This window comes from Mesorhizobium sp. M0761, from assembly GCF_040320205.1.
Lineage (GTDB): Bacteria > Pseudomonadota > Alphaproteobacteria > Rhizobiales > Rhizobiaceae > Mesorhizobium.
This window is the reverse complement of sequence record NZ_JAMYPF010000017.1, coordinates 44,941-70,814: the sequence shown is the minus strand read 5'-3', so window position 1 is coordinate 70,814 and position 25,874 is coordinate 44,941. Positions and strand designations below refer to the sequence as shown.

At 65.6% G+C, this 25,874-nt stretch carries 25 protein-coding genes, 1 tRNA gene and 1 riboswitch; of the genes, 5 read left to right on the top strand and 21 right to left on the bottom strand.

Annotated elements, in window-relative coordinates:
- Positions 1-102 precede the first annotated feature (102 nt).
- A complete protein-coding gene (locus NKI32_RS23975; protein WP_023817987.1) occupies positions 103-1,215 on the top strand; it encodes an endonuclease/exonuclease/phosphatase family protein in 1,113 nt (370 codons plus the stop codon).
- 5 nt (positions 1,216-1,220) lie between these two features.
- Positions 1,221-1,940 (top strand): NUDIX hydrolase, encoded by a 720-nt coding sequence (locus NKI32_RS23970; protein WP_023817988.1) that lies wholly within the window; start codon positions 1,221-1,223, stop codon positions 1,938-1,940.
- Here the strand turns inward: NKI32_RS23970 and NKI32_RS23965 are convergent.
- The 4 genes from NKI32_RS23965 to NKI32_RS23950 all read right to left on the bottom strand — a co-directional run bounded on the left by NKI32_RS23965 (position 1,937) and on the right by NKI32_RS23950 (position 5,518).
- The gene (locus NKI32_RS23965) at positions 1,937-2,179 is read right to left on the bottom strand and encodes a hypothetical protein (protein ID WP_023690325.1); all 243 of its coding nucleotides are present in this window, start codon (positions 2,177-2,179) and stop codon (positions 1,937-1,939) included. The genes NKI32_RS23970 and NKI32_RS23965 overlap by 4 nt on opposite strands.
- 129 nt (positions 2,180-2,308) lie before the next feature.
- Positions 2,309-3,526: an ABC transporter permease gene (locus tag NKI32_RS23960; RefSeq protein WP_352825587.1), complete on the bottom strand. Its 1,218-nt coding sequence runs from the start codon at positions 3,524-3,526 to the stop codon at positions 2,309-2,311.
- Positions 3,523-4,227 (bottom strand): ABC transporter ATP-binding protein, encoded by a 705-nt coding sequence (locus tag NKI32_RS23955; RefSeq protein WP_352825584.1) that lies wholly within the window; start codon positions 4,225-4,227, stop codon positions 3,523-3,525. The genes NKI32_RS23960 and NKI32_RS23955 overlap by 4 nt, the downstream gene beginning before the upstream one ends.
- A 4-nt stretch (positions 4,228-4,231) precedes the next feature.
- Entirely contained in the window at positions 4,232-5,518 is a 1,287-nt protein-coding gene (locus NKI32_RS23950) for an efflux RND transporter periplasmic adaptor subunit (RefSeq protein WP_353003867.1), read from the bottom strand.
- 113 nt (positions 5,519-5,631) lie between these two features.
- On the opposite strand from NKI32_RS23950, the gene NKI32_RS23945 reads away from it, so the two are divergent.
- Together NKI32_RS23945 and NKI32_RS23940 are read left to right on the top strand one after the other, a co-directional pair.
- A complete protein-coding gene (locus tag NKI32_RS23945) occupies positions 5,632-6,540 on the top strand; it encodes a PhzF family phenazine biosynthesis protein (RefSeq protein WP_023815538.1) in 909 nt (302 codons plus the stop codon).
- 107 nt (positions 6,541-6,647) lie between these two features.
- Positions 6,648-6,723: transfer RNA gene (locus NKI32_RS23940), tRNA-Lys, on the top strand.
- Positions 6,724-6,900: 177 nt separating this feature from the next.
- Here the strand turns inward: NKI32_RS23940 and NKI32_RS23935 are convergent.
- The 8 genes from NKI32_RS23935 to cbiE form a co-directional block, all read right to left on the bottom strand.
- Positions 6,901-7,173 (bottom strand): hypothetical protein, encoded by a 273-nt coding sequence (locus NKI32_RS23935; RefSeq protein WP_155922523.1) that lies wholly within the window; start codon positions 7,171-7,173, stop codon positions 6,901-6,903.
- 250 nt (positions 7,174-7,423) lie between these two features.
- Complete coding sequence (gene cobT / locus NKI32_RS23930) at positions 7,424-8,434, bottom strand: nicotinate-nucleotide--dimethylbenzimidazole phosphoribosyltransferase (RefSeq protein WP_353003863.1); 1,011 nt, start codon at positions 8,432-8,434, stop codon at positions 7,424-7,426.
- A 24-nt stretch (positions 8,435-8,458) separates the two neighbouring features.
- Positions 8,459-9,226 carry an adenosylcobinamide-GDP ribazoletransferase gene (locus NKI32_RS23925; protein WP_353003861.1) on the bottom strand — a complete coding sequence of 256 codons (768 nt, stop codon included), beginning with the start codon at positions 9,224-9,226 and terminating at the stop codon, positions 8,459-8,461.
- Positions 9,223-10,536 (bottom strand): cobyrinic acid a,c-diamide synthase CobB, encoded by a 1,314-nt coding sequence (locus NKI32_RS23920; protein ID WP_353003859.1) that lies wholly within the window; start codon positions 10,534-10,536, stop codon positions 9,223-9,225. The genes NKI32_RS23925 and NKI32_RS23920 overlap by 4 nt, the downstream gene beginning before the upstream one ends.
- Positions 10,533-11,345, bottom strand: a complete 813-nt coding sequence (gene cobA / locus NKI32_RS23915) for a uroporphyrinogen-III C-methyltransferase (protein WP_353003857.1) — start codon at positions 11,343-11,345, stop codon at positions 10,533-10,535. Before cobA ends, NKI32_RS23920 begins: the two co-directional genes overlap by 4 nt.
- Positions 11,342-12,106 carry a precorrin-4 C(11)-methyltransferase gene (gene cobM, locus NKI32_RS23910; protein ID WP_353003854.1) on the bottom strand — a complete coding sequence of 255 codons (765 nt, stop codon included), beginning with the start codon at positions 12,104-12,106 and terminating at the stop codon, positions 11,342-11,344. The genes cobA and cobM overlap by 4 nt, the downstream gene beginning before the upstream one ends.
- Complete coding sequence (locus NKI32_RS23905) at positions 12,103-12,489, bottom strand: cobalamin biosynthesis protein (RefSeq protein WP_023690940.1); 387 nt, start codon at positions 12,487-12,489, stop codon at positions 12,103-12,105. Before NKI32_RS23905 ends, cobM begins: the two co-directional genes overlap by 4 nt.
- Positions 12,486-13,712 (bottom strand): precorrin-6y C5,15-methyltransferase (decarboxylating) subunit CbiE, encoded by a 1,227-nt coding sequence (gene cbiE / locus NKI32_RS23900; RefSeq protein ID WP_352513040.1) that lies wholly within the window; start codon positions 13,710-13,712, stop codon positions 12,486-12,488. Before cbiE ends, NKI32_RS23905 begins: the two co-directional genes overlap by 4 nt.
- A 208-nt stretch (positions 13,713-13,920) precedes the next feature.
- On the opposite strand from cbiE, the gene NKI32_RS23895 reads away from it, so the two are divergent.
- Positions 13,921-14,679, top strand: coding sequence for a cobalt-precorrin-6A reductase (locus tag NKI32_RS23895; protein WP_032903654.1), 759 nt, complete (start codon positions 13,921-13,923; stop codon positions 14,677-14,679).
- Here the strand turns inward: NKI32_RS23895 and NKI32_RS23890 are convergent.
- The 9 genes from NKI32_RS23890 to NKI32_RS23850 form a co-directional block, all read right to left on the bottom strand.
- Entirely contained in the window at positions 14,643-15,407 is a 765-nt protein-coding gene (locus NKI32_RS23890; RefSeq protein WP_023700382.1) for a precorrin-3B C(17)-methyltransferase, read from the bottom strand. The two genes, NKI32_RS23895 and NKI32_RS23890, sit on opposite strands and share 37 nt — an antisense overlap.
- On the bottom strand, positions 15,404-16,177 hold the full coding sequence (locus NKI32_RS23885; RefSeq protein WP_031199068.1) for a precorrin-2 C(20)-methyltransferase: 774 nt from the start codon (positions 16,175-16,177) through the stop codon (positions 15,404-15,406). The genes NKI32_RS23890 and NKI32_RS23885 overlap by 4 nt, the downstream gene beginning before the upstream one ends.
- On the bottom strand, positions 16,174-16,806 hold the full coding sequence (locus NKI32_RS23880) for a precorrin-8X methylmutase (RefSeq protein ID WP_023739148.1): 633 nt from the start codon (positions 16,804-16,806) through the stop codon (positions 16,174-16,176). Before NKI32_RS23880 ends, NKI32_RS23885 begins: the two co-directional genes overlap by 4 nt.
- 2 nt (positions 16,807-16,808) lie before the next feature.
- The gene (cobG, locus tag NKI32_RS23875; protein ID WP_023739147.1) at positions 16,809-18,272 is read right to left on the bottom strand and encodes a precorrin-3B synthase; all 1,464 of its coding nucleotides are present in this window, start codon (positions 18,270-18,272) and stop codon (positions 16,809-16,811) included.
- Positions 18,269-21,949 carry a cobaltochelatase subunit CobN gene (gene cobN / locus NKI32_RS23870; RefSeq protein ID WP_353003851.1) on the bottom strand — a complete coding sequence of 1,227 codons (3,681 nt, stop codon included), beginning with the start codon at positions 21,947-21,949 and terminating at the stop codon, positions 18,269-18,271. Before cobN ends, cobG begins: the two co-directional genes overlap by 4 nt.
- 18 nt (positions 21,950-21,967) lie before the next feature.
- Positions 21,968-23,020 carry a cobalamin biosynthesis protein CobW gene (gene cobW, locus NKI32_RS23865; protein ID WP_353003849.1) on the bottom strand — a complete coding sequence of 351 codons (1,053 nt, stop codon included), beginning with the start codon at positions 23,018-23,020 and terminating at the stop codon, positions 21,968-21,970.
- Positions 23,021-23,022: 2 nt separating this feature from the next.
- On the bottom strand, positions 23,023-23,448 hold the full coding sequence (locus NKI32_RS23860; RefSeq protein WP_353003847.1) for a DUF1636 family protein: 426 nt from the start codon (positions 23,446-23,448) through the stop codon (positions 23,023-23,025).
- A 38-nt stretch (positions 23,449-23,486) separates the two neighbouring features.
- Positions 23,487-23,691, bottom strand: a riboswitch (cobalamin riboswitch).
- 58 nt (positions 23,692-23,749) lie between these two features.
- Positions 23,750-24,442 (bottom strand): DUF6348 family protein, encoded by a 693-nt coding sequence (locus NKI32_RS23855; RefSeq protein ID WP_023690307.1) that lies wholly within the window; start codon positions 24,440-24,442, stop codon positions 23,750-23,752.
- A 29-nt stretch (positions 24,443-24,471) separates the two neighbouring features.
- Positions 24,472-25,695 carry a winged helix-turn-helix domain-containing protein gene (locus NKI32_RS23850; RefSeq protein ID WP_353003845.1) on the bottom strand — a complete coding sequence of 408 codons (1,224 nt, stop codon included), beginning with the start codon at positions 25,693-25,695 and terminating at the stop codon, positions 24,472-24,474.
- Between the last annotated feature and the right edge of the window lie 179 nt (positions 25,696-25,874).

Below are 25,874 nucleotides of genomic sequence, written 5' to 3'. Positions count from 1 at the left end.
TTGATGGACCTTGGCGTCTGAACGGAGGATGAACGGAAAGGTTCCATCAGCCATGACGAGCAGCCCTTGTTTTCATGGGCGCTTGCAGGCAAAGGTCAGCCCATGTCGCTGCGCCTCGCCACTTTCAATGTCGAAAACCTGATGAACAGGTTCGATTTCTCGGGCTTCCGCAACCAGCTCAACGAAGACCGCACGCTGGCGCTTTTCGACATCCAGAGCGAAGCCGAATACCGGATGCTGGAGCAGGCGCGCGCCATCGCACAGTCCGACGATACGCGCCAGTTGACCGCGCTCGCCATCGCCGCCACCCGCGCCGACATCATCTGCATGCAGGAGGTTGACAACATCGAGGCGCTGAAGGCGTTCGAGTATGGCTATCTCTTCAAGATGGTGGGCGAGGGTTACCGGCAGAAATACACCACCGCCGGCAATGATTCGCGCGGCATCGACGTTGCCCTGATGATGCGCAACGAGACAGCGCAAGGTCAGCCGATCGAATTCGTGCGCATGACCAGCCATGCCTATGTCACGTTCGAGCAGTTCGGATTGCACACGCCTGAACTCGAGGCGCTCGGCAACCTGGCCAATGAACGCATCTTCCGGCGCGATTGCCTGGAGGTCGACATCAAGGTCGGCGGCGTGCCGCTGACGCTTTACCTCGTCCATTTCAAATCGATGGGCTCGCCGCGCAATGGGCTCGACGGCCGCGAGGCGACGATGCCGGTGCGCATCGCCGAGGCGCAAGCCGTGCGCCGCATCATCGAGGAGCGCTTCGGCAAAGAGCACGCAGCCGATAAAAACTGGGCGATCTGCGGCGACATGAACGACTACCGCCAGCGGGTGAAGATCGAGGGCGACGCTGTCGACGGCTACCGCTTCCAGGTGATCGACGAGAGCCAGTCCTGTATCGATGTGCTCACCGCCGGCGGGTTTTGCGAGAATGTCGTCGAACGCCGGCCGGAGATGGACCGCTGGAGTTTCTACCACACGCGCGGGCCGAAGGAGCGGCATCTGTGCCAACTCGACTACATCCTGCTGTCGAAAGGGCTGGCGGCGAAGAATGCGACGGCGGTTCCCGACATCATCCGCAACGGCCAGCCCTGGCGCACCATCTTTCCGGCCGGACAGGCGGTGGAGCGCTTTCCGCGCGCCGGCTGGGACCGGCCGAAGGCGTCGGACCATTGTCCCGTCGCAATTACCCTGGACATGGCTTGAGCACGGTGAGCTTCGACCTGCCGCGCAACGTCATCCTGCCCGTCGACGAAATCGACGTCCGGCTCGACCCCGGCCCGCATCCGTTCGAGCGCGACAACGCGCAGGCGATCACTGACAACTGGCGGCGTGAGGTTACGGCCAATCCGGCGCTGTTCGACGGCACGGTGGTGCTGCTCTCGGCGCTTGCCTGGCGCGACAACCGGATCGTCGGGCGTTGTCACGCGGTGAAGTACTCGACCTTCCTGCTGTGGCGAAAGAACCGGCAGGGGACGGGCGCCGAGCATGCCTATGGTCACGCCATGCTGGTCGCCGGCGACAACGCCCTGGTGGCGATCCGCATGGGCGCGCACACGGTCCCGGCCGGCAGTGTCTACTTCGCTGCCGGCTCGTTCGAGCCGATCGATTTTCGCGATGGCCGCGTCGATGTCGATTTCAACATGATCCGTGAAGTGCGCGAGGAGACCGGGCTTGACCTGACAGGCGCTGCGCGCGGCAAGCGCTACCATGCGCTGTCGACTTCGACCGGCACGGTCCTCTTCCGCCGCTACCACCTCGATGCGCCGGCCGACGAGATTGCGCGGCGCATCGGCGCCTTCGTCGCGACCGAGACCGAGCCGGAGATCGAGGGGCCGGTGATCATCCGCCACGCCGCCGACCTGCCGGAAGGGCTGGCACCGCATATGAAGCCGCTGGTCGAGTGGCATTTTGGCGGTGGCGGGGGCTAACGGCGCGGATTGTTCTGCGCCGCCTTGCGGTCGTTGCGGGCGGCGACGAGGAACAGGATGACGCCGATGCCCAGCAATCCACCCATGACCATGCCCATCGTCTGGCCGACGACTGCCTGAAAATCGGCGGTGACACGATCGGGATTGGCCATGCCGTAGCGGGCGAGATACCACCAAAGTCCCGCAAGGGCGCCTTCGATGATCACCATCGTCAGAATCAGCCGCGCCTTCTTGCTCATTGCCACTCCTTGACCAGATGCTTTGCTCTAAAATTAGCATCGCAGACCGGACGACAACAAGTATTGCCGATGTCGACAAGCACCCATCCTTGTGGATAGCGGTTGGTTGCGGTGGAGCTGATCTGGCGCTTATTCGTGGCGCAGCGCGTCGATCGGGTCGAGCCTGGCGCCGCGCAGCGCCGGGAAGAAGCCGAACACCATGCCGATCAGCGCCGAAAAACCGACGGCGAGCAGGATGACCGCCGGGCTCGGCGCAAACGGTATGGCCAGCGTTGCCGAGGCGAGGCCGGCCAGCGCCAGGCCGATCACGATGCCGATAATGCCGCCGAGCAGCGACAGCACCGTCGCCTCGACCAGGAACTGGATGAGGATGTGCTTTTCATGCGCGCCGATGGCGAGCCTGATGCCGATCTCGCGGGTGCGCTCAGTGACCGAGACCAGCATGATGTTCATGATCCCGATGCCGCCGACCAGCAGGCTGACGCCCGCGACGGCGCCCAGCATGCCGGTCATGGTGGTGGTGGCGCTGGCCATGGCGTCGGCGATCTGGGTCATGTCGCGGATCGAGAAATCGTCTTCGCGGTCCGGCGTGATGCGGCGGGTGTCGCGCAAAATGTCCTCGACTCGCGGCTGCAATTCGGTGGTCGGGGTGCGGTCGTCGGCGGCGACGTAGATGTTGTCGATGTCGCGGTTGCCGGCGATGCGGCGCTGATAGGCGGCAAGCGGCATCAAGACGACATTGTCCTGGTCCTGGCCGAAGCCGGTATAGCCCTTGGGTTCGAGCAGGCCGATGATCTTGCACGAGGTGCGGTTGACGCGGATGATCTCGCCCTCGGGTTCGCCGGCGCCGAAGAATTGCTGGCGCACCGTTTCGCCGATCATGCAGACGCCGGTGCCGGAGCGTGTTTCCGAATCCGAGAACGGGCGGCCCGACACCAGCTTCCAGTCGCGGGCGTCGAGATAGGCGCTGTCGGTGCCGGTGACGCCCGAGGTCAAGCTCTCGGTGCCGAAAATGACGCGGACTTGTTTCTGCGACGCCGGCGCAATGGCGCGCGCTCCGGTCAGGTGGGCTACGAGGGCGGCTACATCCTTGTCGGCCAGAGGCCGTACCGCCTGGTCGAGCCCGCCTGGTCCGCCGGTGCCTGCCGGGCGGCCGGAACGGACGACGAGCAGGTTCGAGCCGAGCTTGGCGATGTCCGACTTGACCTTGGCCGTGGTGCCCGAACCGATGGTCAGCATGGCGATGACGGCGGCGACACCGATGACGATGCCGAGCAGCGTCAGGAACGAGCGCAGCACATTGCGGCGGATGGAGCGCAGAGAGAGGCGGACGGTTTCCCAGATCATGACGCCAACTCCGACTTGGCCGTGTCGGACGCGACGTGGCCGTCGAGGAAGCGGATGGTGCGCTCGGCATAATCGGCGACATCGGCCTCGTGGGTGACCATGGCGATGGTCAAGCCGAGCTCGCAGTTCAGCCGCGTCAACAGTTCCATGATCTCATGCGTGCGGGCGGTGTCGAGATTGCCGGTCGGCTCGTCGGCGACGAGCAATGTCGGCCTGGTGACGATGGCGCGCGCGATCGCCACGCGCTGCTGCTGGCCGCCGGAGAGTTCGGCCGGCGTGTGGTGCTCGCGTCCGACCAGGCCGACCTCGGCCAGCGCCTGCATGGCAAGGTCTCGGCGCTCGCGGGCAGGCGCGCCGCGATAGATCAGCGGCAGCTCGACATTTTCCGCCGCCGTGGTGCGCGGCAACAAATTGTAGCCCTGGAAGACGAAGCCGATATAGAGATTGCGCAGAAGCGCCCGGCGGTTGCGGTCGAGCCGCCCGGCGTCGATGCCCATGAAGGAGTAGGTTCCGGCCGTCGGCGTGTCGAGGCAACCGATGATGTTCATCGCGGTCGATTTGCCCGAACCGGACGGGCCCATGATGGCGACGAATTCGCCACGCTGGATGGCGAGGTCGACGCCGGCCAGCGCATGGACCTTGGCTTCGCCCTGGCCATAGCTCTTCCAGACCGTGTCGAAACCGATGAGGCCCGCGGCCATGGCGTCAGCTCCGCAGCTGCGAGGTCGTGATAACCTCTGCACCTTCATCCAGCCGGGAGGTGATCTCGGTCAGTTCGCCGTCGGTGGAGCCGATCTTGACGTTGACCGGATGCGGCCGGCCGTTCTCCAGCACATAGAGCGTGCGTGAGCCGTCGGTGGGCGCCTTCACCGGCTGGCGGCGGTTGCCGCCACGGCCCATGCGGCCGGTGAACAGATCGCTGAGGCTCCACGCGCGGGCAGCAGGTGCCGATGGCCGATAGCGAAACGCTGTTGAAGGCACGGTGAGCACGCTCTTGGCCTGCCTGGTGACGACCGAAACCGTGGCGGTCATGCCGGGCCGCAGCAAAAGCTCGTTATTGTCGACTTCCAACCGCGCATTGTAGGTGACGACGCCGTCGGTGGTGACCGAGGCGTAGGAGATGTCGCGGATCTCGGCGTCGAACGGCCGCTCGGGAAAGGCATCGACGGTGAAGCGCGCATGCTGGCCTGGTTTGACCGCGCCGATATCGGCCTCGTCGACCGCCGCCACCAGCTCCATGTTCCTGAGATCGGCGGCGATGATGAACAGCACCGGCGCCTGCAGCGAGGACGCGACCGTCTGGCCGGGATCGACCGAGCGCGTCAAGACGATGCCGTCGATCGGCGCATAGATGGTGCTCTTGGCAAGGTCGGTCTGCTGCGCCTTGAGATCAGCCTGGGCGATGGCGAGATTGGCCTGTGCACTATCGAGCGCCGCCTTGGAGCGGTCGCGCGTGGCAGTCGCCGCCTCGAGCGACTGATCGGTCGCCATGCCACGCCTGGTCAATTCGGCCGCGCGGGTGAGGGCGCTTTCGTTCTCCTTCAGGGTTACCGTGGCGTCCTCGACATTGGCGGCAGCGGCCTTGGCCGAGGCTTGGGCGCGTTCGATCTGGACCTCGAGTTTCACCGTGTCGAGCGTCGCCAGCACGTCGCCCTTCTTGACCTGCTGGTTCTCTTCGGCGGAGACCGAGCGGATGATGCCGGACAACTCGCTTGAAATGTCGACCTGGGTGAGGGGCTGCAGCGTGCCGGTCGCCGATACCGCGACGGTGAGGTCGGCAATGGTGGCCGGCGTTGTGGTGTAGTCGATCTTGGCCGGGGAGCCGGCATACCATTGGTAGCCGGCGAGGCCGCCGGCAAGTGCGATCAGCGCCAGCAGCGCGTAAAGCCAGCCACGGCGGCGCGTCTTGCGCACACCACTCTGGTCAAGTCCAAGCGCCGCCTCGATGGCGGAATCCGATTCCGTCTTTGGCAGATTGACAAGCTGGTCCACGCCGGACCCCTATGAAAGCGTAATGTCCCTATATGTGCACAGATCAGGCTTGGTGGTTCGAATATCAAATTAAATTTCGGCCATGTTCGGATTGAGGCGGAAGGTTTTCCAAGATGCAGACGCGCAATTACTTGCTTTACGATGTGTTCACGACGGAACGGCTGGCCGGCAATCCGCTGGCCGTCGTGCTCGACAGCCAGGGGCTGGATACAGCCGCCATGCAGGCCATTGCGCGCGAGTTCAACCTGTCCGAATCGGTCTTCGTGCTGCCGCCGGACAATCCAAAACATCGCAACCGCATCCGCATTTTCACGCCCGACTATGAAATGCCGTTTGCCGGCCACCCGACAGTTGGCGCCGCGATCGCGCTGGCCGAACTGACAGGCGAGGGCGAAGCCGGCATCTTCGTGCTGGAGGAGAATATCGGCCCGGTGCGCTGCGCCGTCAGCCGGCACGATGGCGCCACCTTTGCCGAGTTCGACCTGGCGAAGCTGCCGGAGCCGCTGAAGCTCGATGCCGACCCGGAGGCGATCGGCGCCGCCCTCGGGCTGGCGCCGCACGAGATCGGCTTCGAGAATCACCTGGTGTCGTTCTGGTCGGCAGGCGTGCCTTACGTCACCATTCCGGTCGCCAATCTGGAGGCTGCCGGCCGGATCAAGCTCGACAACCAGGCCTGGTCGGAACTGGCGCCGCGCAAGAGCGAATGGGCCTTCGCCAGCCCGTACGTCTATTGCCGCCAGACGGTGAACCATGACAGCGCCTTCCATGTCCGCATGATCGTGCCGGGCACGCCGTCCTATGAAGACCCGGCGACCGGGTCGGCGGCGGCGGCCTTTGCCGGCGCCATCATGCAGTTCGATGGCCCGACCGACGGCATTTCGCAGCTGTGGATCGAGCAGGGGCTGGAGATGGGCCGCCCTTCGCGCATCCGCCTCGAACTCACTGTCGAAGGCGGAAAACTGGCCTCCGCGCGCATCGGCGGCCATGCCATCAAGGTGGCGGAAGGAAAGCTGTTCGTGTGACCGCCTGCGGCAGTTCAGCGATTTGTCGGGAAATGATTCCGGCAGGGCTGGACAGGACCGGTATCGGCGGCTATATGCCCGCCAACGCCGGTTTTTACCGGTCGAGTGGGTGCGTAGCTCAGTTGGTAGAGCAGCTGACTCTTAATCAGCGGGTCCACAGTTCAATCCTGTGCGCACCCACCAAATTTCTAGAAAAGTTGGTGGAAGACCTTGGAATGCCGGACGCGTTGACGCGCCTCGACATGCCTCAGTCATGGGGCAGGTTTGCCTTAAACTCGGCGGCCGGTAAGCCGGTGCGCTATTTGGCGAAGGAGTGAAGGCCGCGCTGGATTAAGAAAAGCCCGGAAGCCGAAGCCGCCATCAATTAAAGCCAGTTTGAAACCACGGACTGGTGTCATACCCTAAGCGCGGATTATAATGATCCAGGAAGTTTTCGGCCCTATTTGACGGTCGCGCAACCACGGTGCCTGTCGATTTGCAATCCGGTTTCGCGGTCGGCTTGCTGCCAGCCTTCTTATGAGCTGTAGAACACGAGGTTGTAGCCTGAGCGGTGGCCACCTTTTTCTTCTCTTTCGCAACAGCTGCTCCGGTAGCGGCCAATACTATTGCTACGCCAAAGACAACGAGTTTCATTGAAAACGCCCTCACCCTGCACAATCCGTAATGATTGCGCCTGGTCACCGTTACGTCAATCACATTTTGTCGGCAACGGCGGCGAATAGTGCCAGTAAAAAGAGCCCACCACAGAAGCAGCGGGCCAACCCCCAGGTGGGGAATCTTTCAGCGGCCGTGCTGTTCGAGCCACCAGCCCGGAATGCCAGTGATCGGCCCGACGATGGTCAGTGAAGGTTCGGGCCGGCGCCCTCCCGTCAAATCGCTCTAGCTACTTCTCCGAAACACCAGCCTCGGCAAAACTCGCCATCCTCGCATGGCATTCCAGTGCCGAGCGGACGATGTTGACGGCGAGGCAGGCGCCGGAGCCTTCGCCGAGCCGCATGCCGAGGTCGAGCAGCGGCGGCAGGCCGAGCGCTTCGAGCAGGCGGCGGTGGCCGGATTCGGCCGAGACATGGGCGGCGATGGTGTGGGCGAGGCCTGAGGGGTGCAGTCGCGCCAGGGGCGCTGCCGCTGCCGTGCAGACGAAGCCGTCGAGCAGCACCGGGACGTTCTTGCGGCGGGCGGCGAGCGTGGCGCCGAAGATGGCGGCGAGTTCGCGGCCGCCAAGGGCGGCGGCGATCTTCAGCGGGTCGGACAGCGCGTCGGCATGGCGCTTGAGGCCGGATTCAATGGCGGTGACCTTGCGCTTCAGCCCGGCATCGTCGACGCCGGTGCCGCGCCCGGTCCATTTTTCAGCGCCGCCGCCGAACAGGGCGGTCGAGATGGCGGCCGCCGGCGTGGTGTTGCCGATGCCCATCTCGCCGAAACAGACGAGGTCGAGGTCGTTCGTCACCGCGTCATAGCCAGCCGAGACGGCGGCGAGGAAGTTTTTTTCGTCCATTGCCGGCACGTCGGTGAAGTCGCCTGTCGGATGATCGAGATCGAGCGGGATGACGTCGAGTTCCGCGCCGGCGATGCGGGCAAGCTGGTTGATGGCGGCGCCGCCGCCGGCAAAATTCGCCACCATCTGCACGGTCACTTCCGACGGGAAGGCCGACACGCCCTGCGCGGTGACGCCGTGATTGCCGGCGAACACGAAGACTTTGACGCGATCGAGTTTCGGCATGTCGCGGCCCTGCCAGCGTGCCAGCCAGGCGGTGAGGGTTTCCAGCCGGCCCAGGCTGCCTTGCGGCTTCGTCAGCGTGTCCTGGCGGCGGGCGACTGCATTGGCGGCCGTATCGCTGCCGGCAGGCAGATCGAAACAGGCGGCGCGCAGTTCATCGAATGATTTGAAGGGCATGGGGAAGGAATCTCCGGGGAAGAATCAGGACAGGGAAATGGAAGCGACGAGCAGGACCGTGATCTCGCCCAACTGCTGCAGGGCGCCGATCGTGTCACCGGTGTGGCCGCCAATCTGGTTGAGGCAGAGCGCGCGCAAGGCGCTGAACACGAGAGCGAGCAGGATCAGTGCGGCAAAGGCGCCGCCGAGCCCCAGAGTCAGAAGCGGGATGGCCCCGAGCACGGCGCCGAGAACAGCTGTCTGGGTCGAGACGGTCCCGGCGCCGGCAGACAGGCCGTCACTGCGCGCCGCCGGCGCCAGATGCATGAACGCGCCGAGCAGGCCGCGCGATGCGGCGTGGGCGGCGATCAGCGCGAAGAGCACGCCTGTCGGATTGACCAGTTGCGACAGCGCGCTCCAGCGGATGAGCATCGACAGGCCAAGAGCTGCTGCGCCATAGGCGCCGATGCGGCTGTCGCGCATGATCTCCAGTCTTTTATCGCGTGTCTTGCCGCCGCCAAAGCCATCTGCGACATCGGAAAGCCCGTCCTCATGCAGGCAGCCCGTGGCGAGCAGGGTTGCTGCAAGCGCAAGGGCTGCTGCCGGGCCGGGGGCAAGGCCGACCTGTACGCCCGCGGCGTAGACGACAGCACCAGCCACAGCGACGGCGAGGCCGGCGACAGGCGCCGCCCAGATCGCATCGGCCAGGCTGCGGCCACGAAGGTCGAAGACCGGCAGCGGCAGCCGGGTGAAGAAGACGAGGCAAAGCGCGACGTCGTCGAACGCTTGCCGGGGCGAGGGCACGGAGGTCATGCACCCCTCGCAATGGCGTGGAAGAAGGTGCCGCTGACATGGCCGCGGCGATAGCCGGAGGCGCCGAGCGGATTGCACTGACCGTCGGCGAGATCGGCCAATGGCTCGTCATTGCCGGTGGCGATCATCTGCGCATAGTGGAATTCATGGCCACGGATCAGCGCGCCTTGCGGCCCCAGCGGACAGGCGACGCGCAGGCGTGCCTCGCGGTAGCCGAGGTTCATCTTGCGCTTGGCAAAGCTGGTGGAATGGCCGAGCAGGCCAAGCATGGCGTGCGTCTCGCCGGCCGCGTCCTCCAGCGCTTCGCCCAGCACCATGAAGCCGCCGCACTCGCCATGGATCGGCTTGGTCTCGGCAAACCTGGCCATGCCAGCTCGGAAATTGGTCGCCGCCGCGAGGCTGCCGGAGTGGAGCTCGGGATAGCCGCCGGGCAGCCAGCAGACATCGCAATTCTGCACCGGTGCTTCGTCGGCTAGCGGCGAGAACGGCACGATCTCGGCGCCGGCCTGACGCCAGTGGGCGGCGACGTGCGGATAGAGGAAGGTGAAGGCGGCGTCTTCGGCGAGCGCGATTCGTTGGCCGGGCGGCTGCAAGGCATGTTCGAAACTGCCTGATGCCGGCGAAAACGGCGCGGCCAGCGCCATGATGGCGTCAAGGTCGAGGGATTTCTCGACCATGTCGGCGAGGCGGTCGAGATGCGTCATCAGGTCGGCATATTCGCCGGCCTGGACGAGGCCGAGATGGCGCTCCGGCAAATTGAGCGTGGGATCGCGCAGGATGGCGCCGACGACCGGCAGGCCGAGCGTTTCGATCGCCTCGCTGCACAGCTTGCGGTGGCGCTCGCTGCCGAGACGGTTGAGCACGATTCCGGCCATGCGCACATCCGGGTCGTAGGTGGCAAAACCCTTCGCGACGGCGGCCGCCGTCGTCGACTGTCCCGAGACGTCGAGCACCAAAAGCACCGGCAGGTGGTAGAGCCGCGCCAGATCGGCGGCCGAGCCGGTGCGGCCTTGTCCGGCCGGGATGCCGTCGAACAGGCCCATGGCGCTTTCGAGGAAGATAAAATCGGCGTCCTCGGTGGCATTGCCGGCCAACGCGTTGAGCAGGTCAGGCGACATCGCCCAGCTGTCCAGGTTGACGCCGGACAGGCCAGTGGCGGCGGTATGAAAACCCGGATCGATATAGTCGGGGCCGGACTTGGCGCCGCGCACCTTGATGCCGCGCCGGGCGAGCGCGCGCAAAATGCCGATGGTGACGCTGGTCTTGCCGGAGCCGGAACGCGGCGCGCCGATGATGATGGCGCGGGTCATGCGTTACCCGCCAGTGCTGCGCGCATGGCGACGATGCCGCCGACGACAATGAGGGCCGGCGAGGCCAATTCCGCCGCGGCGGCCGCTTCGGAAATGGTGGCGAGTGTCGCGACGACGGTCCGCTCCTGCGGTGTCGTCGCCGAAACGATGACAGCCGCCGGCGTGGACGGCGCCAGCCCGCCTTCGAGCAGCGACGCGGCGATAACAGGCAGATTGGCCATGCCCATATAGATGACCACCGGCTGGCCGGTGCGGGCGATCGCGCCCCAGTCGAGATCGTCATCTGTGCCGGCGGCATGACCTGTCGCCAGGATGATCGCCTTGTTGATGCCGCGCATGGTTGCGGGAATGCCGGTGGCGGCCAGCGCGCTCAGCCCCGATGTCAGGCCGGGCATGACGCGGAAAGGGATTTTTTCGCGCGCCAGCGCCAGCGCCTCTTCGCCGCCGCGGCCGAAAATATAGGGATCGCCGCCCTTCAGCCGGACGACGCGGCGGCCCTCGCGTGCCAGCCGCACCAGCAAAGCGGTGATGTCGTCCTGCTTCATCGACGGCTTGCCGCCGCGCTTTCCCGCAAAGAACAGCTGGGCATTGTCCGCAACGGCGACAACGTCAGAGGAGACCAGCGCGTCATAGACCACAGCGTCGGCCTCGGCCAATGCCGCCAGCACTTCCAGCGTCAGGCAGCCGGGATCGCCGGGACCGGCGCCGGCCAGCCAGACATGGCCCGGCTCAAGCCGGCGCGGCTTGAAGTTCAGCCGTGCAAGCGCCTGTTCGAGCGTCGGGTTTTCGCTTTTGGTCTTGCCGCTCACAATCCGTCCCGCCCGCGAAAACGCCGCTGGTAGTGGGCGTCGTACAATGAACTCTCGCCAAAACCTTCCGCTGCCAGCGAGCGGCCGACGAAGATGATCGCCGTGCGCTCCATGGGATCGGCGGCGAGCAGCGCCTCGATGGTCGCTAGCGTGCCGGTCAGCACGCGCTCGTCCGGCCATGAAGCGCGAAAGACGATCGCCACCGGGCAATCGCCGCCATAATGCGGCGACAATTCGGCGACGACGCGATCGATGGCGTGGATGGCGAGATGAATGGCCAGTGTGGCGCCGGTGCGGCCGAAGCCGGCCAGCGTTTCGCCCGGCGGCATTTTCGAGGCGCGGCCGGAGACGCGGGTCAGCACCAGGCTTTGCGCCACCTCGGGAATGGTCAGTTCGCGGCAAAGGGCTGCGGCTGCGGCGGCGAAAGAGGGAACGCCCGGCGTCAGCGTGTAAGGAATGCCGTGTTTTTCCAGCCGGCGGATCTGCTCGGCCACGGCGCTCCACACCGAGAGGTCGCCGGAATGCAGGCGGGCGACATCGTGGCCGGCCTGGTGGGCTGTCACATATTCGACCTCGATTTCGTCGAGTGACATCGGCGCCGTATCGATCAGTTTGGTCCCCGGTGCGCAGTGTTGCAGCAATTCCGGCGCGACGATCGAGCCGGCATGCAGACAGACCGGGCAGCTTGCCAGCAGCTTGGCGCCGCGCAGTGTGATGAGGTCGGCGGCGCCGGGACCGGCGCCGATGAAATGCACGGTCATGGCGCGTCTCCGCTGATGGCGATGGCGCAGGTGACCGGGCCGAGCACGGTGCGTGGACCAAGCAGCTTTGCACCGGGGCCGGCAACGGCAAGGGCGGAGGCTTCTGAGACAGAGGGTGTGCCGGCGAGATCCTGCGAGAGATCGGATTTGCTGAGTGCCTCCGACGAGACGGCCTGAAGTGCTGCGTCATCAACGATGATGACGGGAAGGTTGAGCGTGCGGCCAGCGGCAGAGATCGCTTCTTCGTCTTTCTTGAGCGCGGCGGTCGCCAAGGCCGACAGCGCCGTTATCGCCAGCCCGTGCGCTTCGAGGGCGGTTTCGATCGCCGCGAGCACGTCTTCGACGCTCACGCCCTTCCGGCTGCCGATGCCCGCCACCATCATGGCTTCACCCAGCTCCACTGGGTGACCGGCATGGCCGGGCGCCAGGCCTGCATCGAACCGACAGGAGAAGCGCGGGAAATGGTGATGCGGGTAAGGTCGCCGCCGCGCTTGATGTGCTCCGCGAGAAGCAGCGCCTCCATCTCCAGCGTCACCGCATTGGCAACGAGACGGCCACGGGATGGCAGCGCCTTGATGGCGGCGTTCAGTACGCCGGCGTCGCTGCCACCTCCGCCGATGAAGATCGCATCCGGCGTGTCCAGCCCGGCCAGTGCCTTGGGCGCCGACCCTTCCACCACGACAAGACCGGGCACGCCGCAATGCGCGGCGTTGCGGACGATGCGGGCGGCGCGGTCGCTGTTGGCCTCGATGGCGATGGCGCGCATCGAGGGGTGAGCGAGCATCCATTCGATGCCGATGGAGCCCGAACCGGCGCCGATGTCCCACAGCAATTCGCCACGCCTCGGCGCCAGCGCCGCAAGCGTGATGGCGCGGATGTCGTGCTTGGTGATCTGGCCGTCGTGCTCGAACAGATGGTCGGCGCGGCCAACGGTCAGCGGCAGGATGCGGGCCTCTTGTGTCGATTCAAGCTCAAGCGCCAGCACGTTGAGCGGATTGATGTCTCTGAGATCGAAAGCGTCGGCACGTGCCGAGCGAAGCTTCTCGTTCGGTCCGCCCAGCGCTTCCAGAACGGTCAGCCGCGAACCGCCGAAGTCGAGCTCTGCGAGCAGGCGCGCTATTGTCGCTGGTGCGTCGCCGTCCGATGTCAGCGCCAGGATGCGCGCCCTGGGATGCAGCAGCGGCCGGATCAGATCGAGTGGGCGGCCATGCAGCGAGATCACTTCGATGTCCTGCAACGCCCAGCCGAGCCGTGCGGCGGCCAGCGAAGTCGCTGACGGCGCGGGGATAACATGCATTTGCCCAGGCTTCACCTTGCGGGCAAGCGTAGCGCCGACACCATGGAAGAACGGATCGCCGGAGGCGAGCACGCAGACCTGCCGGCCGGCCAGCGCCAGCACGTCTGCCATGCCGGCATCGAAAGGAACCGGCCAGGCGCGCGCCTCGCCCTTGGCCAGGGAGGCCACCAGCGCCAGATGCCGCTTGCCGCCGAAGACGAATTCGGCTTGCGCGATCAGCCGCTTGGCCTCGTCGCCGAGACCCGCTAAACCGTCCTCGCCGATGCCGACGATTGTAAGCCATTTTGGCGTGGGCTGTTTTTTTGACATGTCGCGCCGCCCCTCATCCGCCTGAGGCGTTCGTCGTTCGAAAAGTCAAGCAATTGACTTTTCGTCTGCCAGCCAGACCACTCCTCACCTCCCCGTGTAGTGACGGGGAGAAGGGAGAAGCTCCGGCGCTGACGCCTCCCTCTCCCCGTTCTTCACGGGGAGAGGGTAGGGGTGAGGGGCAGCGCCGACGCTGTTCAACATGGTGCTCATGAAGAAGATTCTGATCCTTGGCGGCACGACAGAAGCGCGCCAATTGGCCGAAAAACTGGTGGAAGATTTCCGTGTCACCCTGTCGCTGGCCGGCCGCACCGAAAGCCCGGTCGCGCAAGGCGTGCCGGTGCGCAGCGGCGGATTTGGCGGCGCCGACGGGCTGGCCGCCTATCTCAGGGAGGCGGGCATCGACCTGCTGATCGACGCCACACATCCCTATGCGGCGCAGATATCCGCCAATGCGGCGCAAGCCTCGCGCCTGACCGGTGTGCCGATCCTGGCGCTGCGCCGTCCCGGCTGGAAGCCTGTCGACGGCGACCGCTGGACGCAGGTCGATACGACAGGCGATGCGGTGCACGCGCTTGGATCGACGCCGCGCCGCGCCTTCCTGGCGCTCGGCCGGCAAGAGGTCGCGGCTTTCGAGGCGGCGCCGCAGCATCACTACCTCATCCGCAGCGTCGATCCGGTCGAGCCGAAACTGGCGGTGCCGGATGCGACCTACCTTCTGGCGCGCGGGCCGTTTCGCGAGGCGGATGAACGCGCACTGCTCGAGGAGCACCGCATCGATGGTGTCGTGTCCAAGAACAGCGGCGGTGAGGCGACCTACGGCAAGATCGCGGCGGCGCGGGCGCTCGGTATCGAGGTGGTGATGGTGCGCAGGCCCATCCTGCCGGAGGTGCCGTCGGCCGAAACTGTCGAAGCATTGGCCGCGATGATCGATCATGGTCTCGACCCCGTCGCGGAGCGCGGCGTGTAGACCAGCGCCGGTTTGTCGCCGCGCTTGATGATCCGTGTTTCCGGCGAACCGATGATGATGCAGGTCGCCATGTCGGCTTTTTGCGCGTCGACATCGGCCAACAAAAAGACCTCGATGCGCTCGTCCGGGCGGCCGGCGGCGCGGCCGAAGATGACCGGCGTGGTGCCGGGCAGGATGGCGGCCAGGCATTCGAAGGCACGGCCGAGCTGCCAAGGGCGCGCCTTGCTGATCGGGTTGTAGAGCGCGATGACGAAGCCGGCGCCGGCCGCCGCCAGGAGGCGCAGTTCGATCAAGTCCCACGGCTTCAGATTGTCGGACAGCGAGATGGCGCAGAAATCATGGCCGAGCGGCGCGCCGATGCGGGCGGCAACCGCCAGCATGGCGGTGACGCCGGGCACGACAGTGACATCGACGGTGCGCCATTCGGCCGGACCGGCCTCGATCGCCTCGCAGACGGCGGCCGCCATGGCGAACACGCCGGGATCGCCGCCGGAGACGACGGCGACGTCATGGCCGTCCGCCGCCTTTACCAGCGCGTCCTTGGAGCGGGCGAGTTCCTCGCGATTATCCGAGGCGACGCGGGTTTGATCCGGGCGAAGATCAAGCCGGTCGAGATACGGCTTGTAGCCATAGAAGAACTTTGCCTCGGCGACGGCGCGGCTGGCTTGCGGCGTCACCTGGTCGGCATTGCCGGGCCCAAGGCCGATGACGGTGAGCCGGCCGCTCACGGCGTGCCTCCCATAACGCCAGGCCGGCCGGACCAGCCGGCGACCAGCACGATGGCGAAATAGGGGGCCTTGTCGTCCGGCTTGTCGGCGAGCTTCAACGAAACGCTGCCGGCCATGGTGCCGCGCTCGACATAGACGGCGCGGGTCAGTTTGCCGGTGGCTTCCAGCGCCCGCCTGATCTTGGGCAGGTTGCGGCCGACCTTCATGATGACGGCGGCATCCGTGTCGGCGAGACGGCGTGTCAGCTCGAACTCGCTCATCGTGCCGGGCAAAACCGTCAGGACATCGTCGCCCTGGACGATCGGCACGCCGGTCTGCGACCAGCAGCCCGACATGGCGGTGACGCCGGGGATGACTTCGGTCGGGAAGCGATGGGCGAGGCGGACATGCAGGTGCATGTAGGAGCCGTAGAACAGCGGGTCGCCTTCGGAGAGCACGGCGACCATGCGGCCGGCTTCGAGGTGTTCGGCGACCTTCTCGGCCGACTCCTCGTAGAAATCGGTGATCTGCGAACGGTAGTCGTCGTGATCCTTGTCGATCTCGGTGGTGACGGGATAGAGAAGCGGCAGTTCCAGCATATCCGGCCGGAAACGCGCCTCGACGATGGCGCGCGCGTTGCTATTGTTGCCGCGCTTGGCGAAATAGGCAACGACATCGGCCTCGGCCAGGACGCGCGCGGCTTTCAGCGTCAAGAGTTCGGGATCGCCGGGACCGGTGCCGACGCCGACGAGGCGGCCTTTTGCCAGATCTTCTTTGACAGCTGCGTTCACAGGCCGGGCCTCGCCAGCGAATTGAGCGCGGCTGCAGTCATGGCGCTGCCGCCAAGCCTGCCGCGCACGATGGCGTAGGGCACGCCATAGGAATTCTGCACCAGCGCATCCTTGGATTCGGCGGCCCCGACGAAGCCGACCGGCATGCCGATGATCGCCGCCGGCTTCGGCGCGCCGTCGCGCAATTTTTCCAGGAGATAGAACAGTGCCGTCGGCGCATTGCCTATGGCGACCACCGAACCGGCCATACGCTCGCCCCACAGATCGATTGCCGCGGCCGAGCGGGTGTTGCCGATCTGCTTGGCGATGTCGTGCGTGCGCGGGTCGCGCAAGGTGCAGATCACCTCGTTGCCGGCCGGCAACCGGGCGCGGGTGACGCCATGCGAGACCATTTCGGCGTCGCAGAAGATCGGTGCGCCGGCCGTCAAGGCGCTGCGGGCGGCGGCAACGAAATCGCTGGAGAAAACAAAATGACTTGATGCTTCGACCTGGCCGCAGGCATGGATCATGCGGATGGCAATGTCGGCCTCGGCCTCGGAAAAGCGGGACAAATCGGCCTCGGCGCGGATGATGGCAAAAGAGCGCTCATAGATGGCGTTGCCGTCATGGATGTAATCGTAGGCGGCCATGCTTATTCCTGTCGGTAGCTTTCGGCGATTGCCGCCGGTCCGAGCCTTGTCAGGCAGGCGGCGGCGGTTTCACCTGGATATTGAGCGCTGCGGACCATCGCTGCGACGCGACCGATGCCGCGCGCGGCGTCATAGCCCGGCCTGTAGCCCGCAGGAAGGGCCTTTGCCGTCGCGTTCACGACAAGTCCGGCTCCGTTTTCGCCGCCGACGATTGTTAGCGCGGCAGAGCCGGGGTGAGCGCAGCCCTTGGCGCAGCCGGAAATGTGCAGTGTGAAGTCGAGGATATCAGCGTTTTCGGCGGCGATTGTCTCGGCGATGTCGCGCGTGGCGATGCGGCCGGAGGCACACGCAGGGGTGCCGGGGCAGGCGGCGATGCGGGTGCGCGGGTCGGCGGCGGTGGTGACGAAGCCGAGCGCGGTGGCGGTGGCCTGCAGGAGGTGGTTTGCGGACGATGGTTGGCCGAGGAAAAGCAAGGCGCGGCCGGGGGCGAGGCGGATTTCGGCGACGCCGAGGGACAGGGCGCTTTGGGCGAGGGCGATGAGTTTTTCGGCCGGCATGCTGCCATAGGGGAGGGCTATGCCGAGAGCGGTGGTGTCGTTGGATAAGGGGAAAAGACCGATAGGCCGGCGATCCTGCACACCCCCCTCCGTCCTGCCGGACATCTCCCCCTCAAGGGGGGAGATTGCGTCTTCGTGGGCGATTTCGCCAATTTTCAGCGTCGAAAGTGGAGAGCCGCCGGCGACCCTGCTGATCTCCCCCCTTGTGGGGGAGATGTCCGGCAGGACAGAGGGGGGCGCGAGGGAATGCCAGCTTGCGAGAGAGGCCAATTGCCTCTCCGACAAATCCCGAGAATGTGCGTCACGCCCCTTCTCGGCAACCATCCTCAGCGCAGCAACCGCAATATCGCGCGCTGCATCCTCATCGGCCGTCGCAAGCGGCCTCGCGCTTTGACCGTCAACAGCGACAGATACAGTCCACAGAACGCTAGCGCCGTCCCGCACCGCCTTCAGCCTGACATCGGCCGTCACCCCATCCATCGTCAACTGCCCGTCGCCATCGACAACCACCGAAACCTTCGGCCCGAGCCTTGGCGTCAGCCCAGCTTCCTCGACCGCAGCCCTGACCCGCTCAGCCAAAGATCGCGGATCGGCAATCTCCCGCGGATCGATGCCGGCCAGCGGCCCGGTCTCGACCGGCACGCCGGTACGCACTGCAATCCCCAGTGCATCGACCTCCGCCGCCAACAGCACCGCACTTTCCGCCGTCAGGCCGCGTATCTGCAGGCTGCCTCGTGCGGTCACTTCCATGATGCCGTTGCCGCGCTTCAAGGCGGATTCGCAGAGTCCGATCAGCGACTTGGGGGAAAGCCCTCCAGCAACCGGGTTGAGCCGCACCAGCAGGCCATCGCCGGTCTGCATCGGCGCCGAGAGAGCCGGACAGGCGCCGCGGCGCGAGAAGGCGTTCATGCCGCGACCCCGAGCGCCTCGGCCTCGGCGATCAACGCCGCGAGATCGTCGTCGATCGCGTTGCGCAAGGGATGCCAGAGACCACGCCGGCGCGCCGACAGGAAGCGTTCGGCGATGACTTTGGCTGCGGCCGGGTTTTCGCGCAGGATGAAGGCGCGGACATCGGGATCACCGACATAGGCATCATGCACGGCCTCGATCAGCGCGCCTGAAATGGCGTGCGTGGTTTCAGCGAAGCCGATGAGGCGGTCGACCGTTTCGGCGAATTCGGAGGCGCCGCGCGGGCCGTGCCGCATCTGGCCGGCGATGAAACGCGCATTGACGGCTCGCGCCCGCACAACCCGCGACACAGCCTCGCCGACCGAGCGCGGCTTCGGCTTGTGCGGGTCGGTGGTGTCGAGCACGATGACGTCGGCATTTCGGCCGAGCGTCGCAAGTGCAGCCGAAAAGCCGCCGATGAAGGCGACGTCGGCGGAGCCCTCGAGAATGTCGCGGCCGGGATCGTCGCCGGTGTGGACGAGCAGATCGGCCTCGGCGATGCGGGTCTCGAAAGCGCCGGGGGAGGCAATGCCTTCGCCCTCGGCGCCGCCATAGGCATGCGATGTCGCATCGAGATAGGCGCGGCCGATTTCTTCGCGCCCGACCCAGTCGCCGCTGGACAGCAGGTCCTCGACGCCGGCGCCGTAGGTGCCGGGCGAGGTGCCGAAGATGCGCGGGCCGATCTTGCCATCGGCGCGGGTTCTGGCGGCGAGCGGGTTTTCCGAATCGTCCTCGTCGCGCGCGGCTACGGCGTTGGCGGCGGCGTCGATCAGCGCGATCTGGGTCGGGAACATGTCGCGGAACAGACCCGAAATCCGCCAGGTGACATCGACGCGCGGGCGACCGAGCGTGGCCGGCGGCAGCACTTCGATGCCGGTGATGCGGCCGGTGGCACTGTCCCATTGCGGCCGGCAGCCCATCAGCGCCAGGCCTTGCGCGATCTCCTCGCCGCCAGTGCGCAGCGAGGCCGAGCCCCAGAGGTCGATGACCAGCGAGCGCGGCCAGTCGCCATGCGACTGCATATAGCCGCGCACGACTTCTTCTGCCGCCGCCTTTCCCAGATCGTAGGCGGTCGGCGTCGGCATGGTGCGCGGGTCGGAGGTGAACAGGTTGCGGCCGGTGGGCAGCACGTCGGAGCGGCCACGCGCCGGTGCGCCCGCCGGACCCGCCTTGATGTGACGGCCGTCGAGCGCGGCAAGAAGTGCTGCTTTCTCGGCCTCCGCGCTTTGCACGCGCATGGCGTCGGGCTCGTCGTCGGGAGCGCGGCCATAGATGTGCAGGCCGTCCTTGATGGCGAAATCCTTGAGGTCGCAGAGCCAGGCGTCGATGCGGCGCAGCGCCTCGTCGGGCGCATCGGTTCCGGCGACGCCGGCTTCGGAGGCGAAGCCGGTCTTTTGCGCCGTGTCGACGATCAGCTTGGCCAGACGATCGCGGCGGCGGCGGTCGAGGCCGTCGGCCTGGGCATATTCGTCGACGAGGCGTTCGAGCTTGTGCTGCCCTTCGTCTAGGCCGGCACCGGTCAGCGGCGGCGGCAGATGGCCAAGCGTGACGGCGGCGATACGCCGCTTCGCCTGCGCCGCTTCGCCGGGATTGGAGACGATGAAGGGGTAAATGACGGGCAACGAGCCGGTGACGATCTCGGGGAAGCAGTTTTGTGAGAGCGCTACCGTCTTGCCGGGCAGCCATTCCAGCGTGCCATGAGCGCCGACATGGATGAGAGCATGGATGCGGAGCGATTTGCGCAGCCACAGGCCGAAGGCGATGAGGTCGTGGCGGGGAGGGAGCGTCGGGTCGTGGTAATCGGCGCGGCGGTCGGCCGAGCGGCCACGGTCGGGGGCGAGAGCGACAGTGATGTTGCCGAAGGTGGCGGCGCGGAAGGGGAAGCCGCTCTTACCCTCCCCCTTGTGGGGAGGGTGGCCCGCAGGGCCGGGTGGGGGTGGTGCACCGCTACCCCCACCCCGTTTCGCGCCATCCGCTTCGCGAATGTCGCGAACCGACCCTCCCCACAAGGGGGAGGGTGAAGGGGCGCCCCATGCCGCCTCGACTGCAGCCAGTGCGTCAGCCGGCAAATCCTTTGAGAAGTCCAGATACTCCTCCAACCCCAGCCCATCGCCTCTCCGCTCCAACGCGTCCAGCAACTCACGCGGCGTTTGCGGAATCCCTTCAACCCGATAGCCCTGCTCCTTCAGGTCATGCAGCATGGCCAGCACGCTGGACGGCACATCCAGGCCCACTGCATAGCCAGTGCGGCCGGGCGCGCTCGGATAGTCCGGAATGAGGATCGCCAACTTACGCGTCGCGCGGGGCGTCTGCTGCAGCTTGATGAACGCCGCGACACGCTCCGCCACTTGCGCAACGCGATCCGGTTCCGGGCGGTTCGCTAAGGCGCGGTGGCCGAGCGCCGGGTCGGTCTCGCTCTCGCCCTTGAAGGAAATCGCGCCGGCCAGGATGCGGCCGTCGAGTTCGGGCAGCACGACATGCATGGCAAGGTCGGCCGGCGCCAGGCCGCGCTGGTTGTTGTCCCAGACGTCGCGGCGGGTGGTGGCGACGATGACCTGGAAGACCGGCACGCAGGCCCGGTCGAACAGGGTTTGGACGCCGGGTTCGGCGCCGGATGCGAAGGCGGTTGAAGTGATGATGGCGGCGGGGTTGAGCGAGGCGAGCGCGGTCTCGACGAAGGCCAGCGACGTCGGGTCCTTCAGGCTGGAGACGAAGATCGGGACCGGTCTCATGCCGCGCTGGCGGAGTGCATCAAAGAGGGCATCGATTGGCGCGACATCGGCGGCCAGCAGCATCGAGCGGTAGAAGAGGATGGGGATGATGGGAGAGTTGATGTTGTCTGCGCCGAGTTCCCGCCCACCCCCCTCTGTCCTGCCGGACATCTCCCCCGCAAGGGGGGAGATTGATCTGTCGTCAACGGTTTCGCCAATCTTAGATGACCCAGACAGCTTCCTGTTCAACGGGGCCGAAGAGGAGCCGGCTTTGGTGACGGCTGATCTCCCCCCTTGCGGGGGAGATGTCCGGCAGGACAGAGGGGGGTGTGAAGGAACGCCGACATTGGCCAAATCCAACTTGCCCACCACGCCGCGACCTGGCTCGTAGTAACCAGCTTTCGGCACGCTAACCGGGTCAGCCGAAGCCGCATCCCGTCCCGCCAGCCCCGCCAATCTTTGCATCAGCGCTGTCATATTCTCCGGCCCGCCCTCGCGGAAATAGCCCAGCAGGCCGTCCAGCTCCGCGCGGGGCAGCGTCGAGGCTTCGATCAGCCTGAGGTCCTCGTCATGGCTTTCACCAGGCAGCAGCGCCAGCTTGATGCCACGTTCGCGAGCAGTCACCGCGAGTTGGTCGCAGCCATAGCGCCACCAGTCGTAGCCGCCGAGGATGCGCACCAAAATCACCTTGGCGTGGCGGGCGACGCTGTCGATCCAGAGGTCCACGGACATGGGATGGCGCAGGTCGCGCAGCGCCGCCAGCCGCATCGACGGCAGGCGGACGGCATCGGCCTTCCAGGCCGCCGCGAGGCCGGCGAGGTCGCTGTCGGTGAAGGACAGCGCCACGATATCCGCCGGCGTCTGCCGGAGATCAACTGGCTCGGCGAGATCGTCGAGCGAGGCGGAGGTCGTGGCGAGTATATGCATCGCGGCTCGTGCCTGAGATCAACCGGCGAGTATACGCTCGATCGCCGGACGGTTCAGCCCCTTCAGGCCAATGACGACGAGACGCGAGCGGCGATCGTCCTCAGCCGCCCAGGCGCGGTCATAGTAATGGTTGACGCGTGGGCCGACGGCCTGCAGCAAAAGCCGCATCGGCTTGCCGCCGACATCGACGAAGCCTTTTACACGCAACACGTTTTCCTGTTCGGCGGCGGTGGCGACGCGCCTGGCCAGGTCGTCGGGATTGGCGATCGAGGGGATGTCGACGATGAAGGTGTCGAAATCGTCATGCTCATGATCGAAAGCGCCGTCGTGATGCGACTTGCGGTTCTCGATGTCGTCTTCGACGGCGAGACCGAGGCCAAGCAGCACCGACGGGTCGACCTTGCCATGTGCGGTCGGCACGATCTTCACGGCGCGGGCGGAATGTTCATTGATGATGGCGTTGGCGCGGGCCGAACCGGGGGCGTCCATCAGATCGCTCTTCGACAGGATGATCAAATCGGCGCAGGCGATCTGGTCCTCGAACACTTCTTCGACAGGATCGTCATGGTCGAGCGTCTCGTCCTGGACACGCTGCGCCTGCAGGGCGTCCATATCGTTGGCAACGCGTCCCTCAGCCAGCGCCGGGCCGTCGACCACGGCGATGACGCCATCGACGGTCACCCGGCTCTTCACGCTTGGCCACTGGAACGCCTGGACCAGCGGCTTGGGCAGAGCGAGGCCCGAGGTCTCGATCAGGATGTGGTCGACCCTCGGTGTCAGCGCGAGGATCTTGTCGAGGGCGGGCACGAAATCGTCGGCGACTGTACAGCAGATGCAGCCATTGGCCAGTTCGACGATGTTTTCCTCGGGGCAGGTGTCGATGCCGCAGCCTTTCAGGATTTCCCCGTCGATGCCGATGTCGCCGAACTCGTTGACGATGATGGCGATGCGCTTGCCGCCGGCATTTTCCAGGAGATGGCGGACCAGCGTCGTCTTGCCGGCGCCGAGGAAGCCTGTAACGACAGTGCAGGGAACACGGGAGAGGTTGGCGGCCGGGTTTGAAGCGTTCATCGTCAGTCCTTCAGCATGTCGAGGGGTGGGATGCGGGCAACGAGGCCGCGCTTGAGGCTATCGGGCCGGCCGCGCCACGGGATGAGGCCGTCGGCCGAAGTCGCGAAGAGCTTTGCGCCGGTAACGAGGTCGGCGCCGCTGGTTGCGGCCAGATCGCCGAAGACATAGCTCCAGCAGCCATCGCGCAGGATCGCGGCGCTGAGGCGGCGCTTGCAATTGCCGAGACATTCGGCGGTGCGGACCCGGATATCGCCGGCAGCGGCGCGGCGTGTGTCCTCAGCCAGCAATTCGCCGGCGCGCGGATGGGCGTCGGAACCGGTCTCATCGCGGCAGGAGGCGCAGACGATGACGGTCACGCCGGTCAGGGCGTCGTTGTCCCCGGACGCAATGTCCGCTGTGCCAGCCGAAAAACTGCTGTTCTGGTCCAAAAACCGTGCTCCTTGCCCGGAAACCCGCCAGGCGATCGGATACTTTGTCTCAGACGGCAGGTCTCCTGGCTCGCGGGTCGTCGCCTTGGTTAGCCGCCTTCCCGGTGTTACCCAGTGGCTTTCGGCCTTGGCTCGTCGCTTACAGTTGCGGGGACAGCCGCGGATTTGGGACCGAAATCCCGCACCGCATTCCCTATTGGCCCTTGCCGTTGCGGGCAGGGGACCGTCTGCAGCGGATTTAGGCTTTTGCGGGCGGCGGTGTCAACGCACGGCTACGACATGGCGATGTCGGCAGGGGCTGTCATGTCCCGGCTTCCGGCAGTGCCAGGATGACCTGTCGGATAGCTTGATAGCCATCGCTATAGTCCCAGTCATGACCGACAGCCAGATTCTGTCCCTCATGCCAAACCGCGTTGTCCAGAAGGACTTCGGCACTAATCAGCGTGCCCTTCAAGCCTGCCAGAAAGGTCCGGACAAAATGGCTTCCGGGGGGTACCGAAGCTGTGAACAGCTTTTCCAGCTTGGCATAGAATGCTGGATAGCCTGGTGTCAGCGAGCATAGCTCGGTTGTGGCCTGGGAAATGACCGGGCCGCTATAGATTTTCCAGCGGGCATCTTTTCGCCAGATCTTCCAACTGGCGCTGCTTCGCTGCCAAAGCTCTATTTCGGCCTGCATGTTCTCGCAGACGTGATCGGCCAGTCCCTCAATGGCCACATGGAAAACACCACGGAGAAACTTTTCAAACGCCTGGTTCAGTTCCTGTTCGCGCGTGTCGCCGAAGCCAGCAAAGGATTCAATGACCGGCTGAACATCAAGCAGCGGAGAAAAAATGTAGATTTCCAGGACCAGCCGGTCAGAACTCGTCTCGAACACCTCAGCCTCAAACCGAAGCTGCTTCGATTGGAGCATGACGTCCCTATCTCTGCGGACTGCATCTATTCCATGCGCAATGAGGGCGCCATGGATCATGTCGAGCACTTTGTCCGATGCCATTGCACAACCTACGAGGCTTATTGAGGCGTCTATGACAGACGCTGCAAGGGTTGGCCATCTCTCTCGCTAGCCAATGCCGGCCCCAGATTGCCGGCCGGCGTCACTTCGATGCGCTCAAGGCCAAGCCAGCCCTGCATCTCCTTTAGTTCCTCGAAAAGCTGTGCGGTGGTCTCAGGCGGTGCGCCGGGTTCGGCGTAGGCGGCGTGGACGCGCAGCACGCCGGCGGGACGGTCGGCCTTGAGATCGACGCGGGCGACGATCCGGTCGCCGAGCAGGAAGGGCAGGACGTAGTAGCCATATTGGCGCTTGTCAGCCGGGGTGTAGATCTCGATGCGGTAGTGGAAATCGAACAGGCGCTCGGTGCGCGAGCGCTCGAAGACCACCGGATCGAAGGGCGCCAGTAGCGCGCGGGCCTCGATCTTTCGCGGCAGACGGGCGTCCTTATAGAGGTAAGCCGGCTTGTCCCAGCCTTCGACGTTTACCGGCAGCAACTCGCCCATCTCAACCAGTTCCTCCAACCGGCCCTTCATGTCGGCTGGCGACAAGCGGAAATAATCGCGCAGGTCACCCGACGTCGCGATGCCGTGGGCGCGGGCAGAAATGCGCAGCAATTCGCGGTGCGCGTCCTCGGCCGCCGGCACCGGCAGATCGAGGATCGCCTGCGGCAGCACGCGCTCGGGCAGGTCGTAGAAACGCTCGAAGCCACGGCGGTGCGCCGTGGTGATGCGTCCGGCCCAGAACAGCCATTCGAAGGCGTGCTTGGCGTGGCTCCAGCCCCACCAGCCGCCCGAACCTTTCTGGCCTTCCAGTGCCGAAGCGGCAATCGGGCCGCGCTCGGCGACCGCGCGGTAGATCTCTTCGATATAGGCGGCGTGCTCGCGGCCCCATTTGGCGAGGCCGAGATACATTTCGTCGCCTTGCTCGGCCCGCTGCATGCGCCAGCGCATCAGCGGGTAGGTCTCGACCGGCAGGAACGAGGCCTCATGCGCCCAGTATTCGAACACCGTGCGTTTGCGGGTGATGGCCGCATTGTCGAGCAAAGCCAGCGGGTAGGGGCCAAGCCGCGAATAGAGCGGCATATAGTGGGCGCGCACCACCGCGCTGACGGAATCGATCTGCAGCAAGCCGGTGCGCGACAGCACGCGGGCGAGGTGGCGGCGATCGGGCGTGCCGACCGGGCGGGGATCGAGAAATCCTTGCGCGGCGAGCGCGATGCGCCTGGCCGCGGGGAGTGAGATTTTGTCCTTCGTCAAAGTGTCTTGCCTCGAACCATTTTCCCGACTTTAGCCGGCGATTCCGGTCATGCTAGCAGGCAAATGGCGGGAGATGTGTCAGGAGACAAAAGTGGAGTGAAAGATGAAGGAAATCAAACAGGAGGAGATCGGACCAGTTTTTCCCGGCCTGCCGTCCAGCACTGTCTTTTGAACAAGGT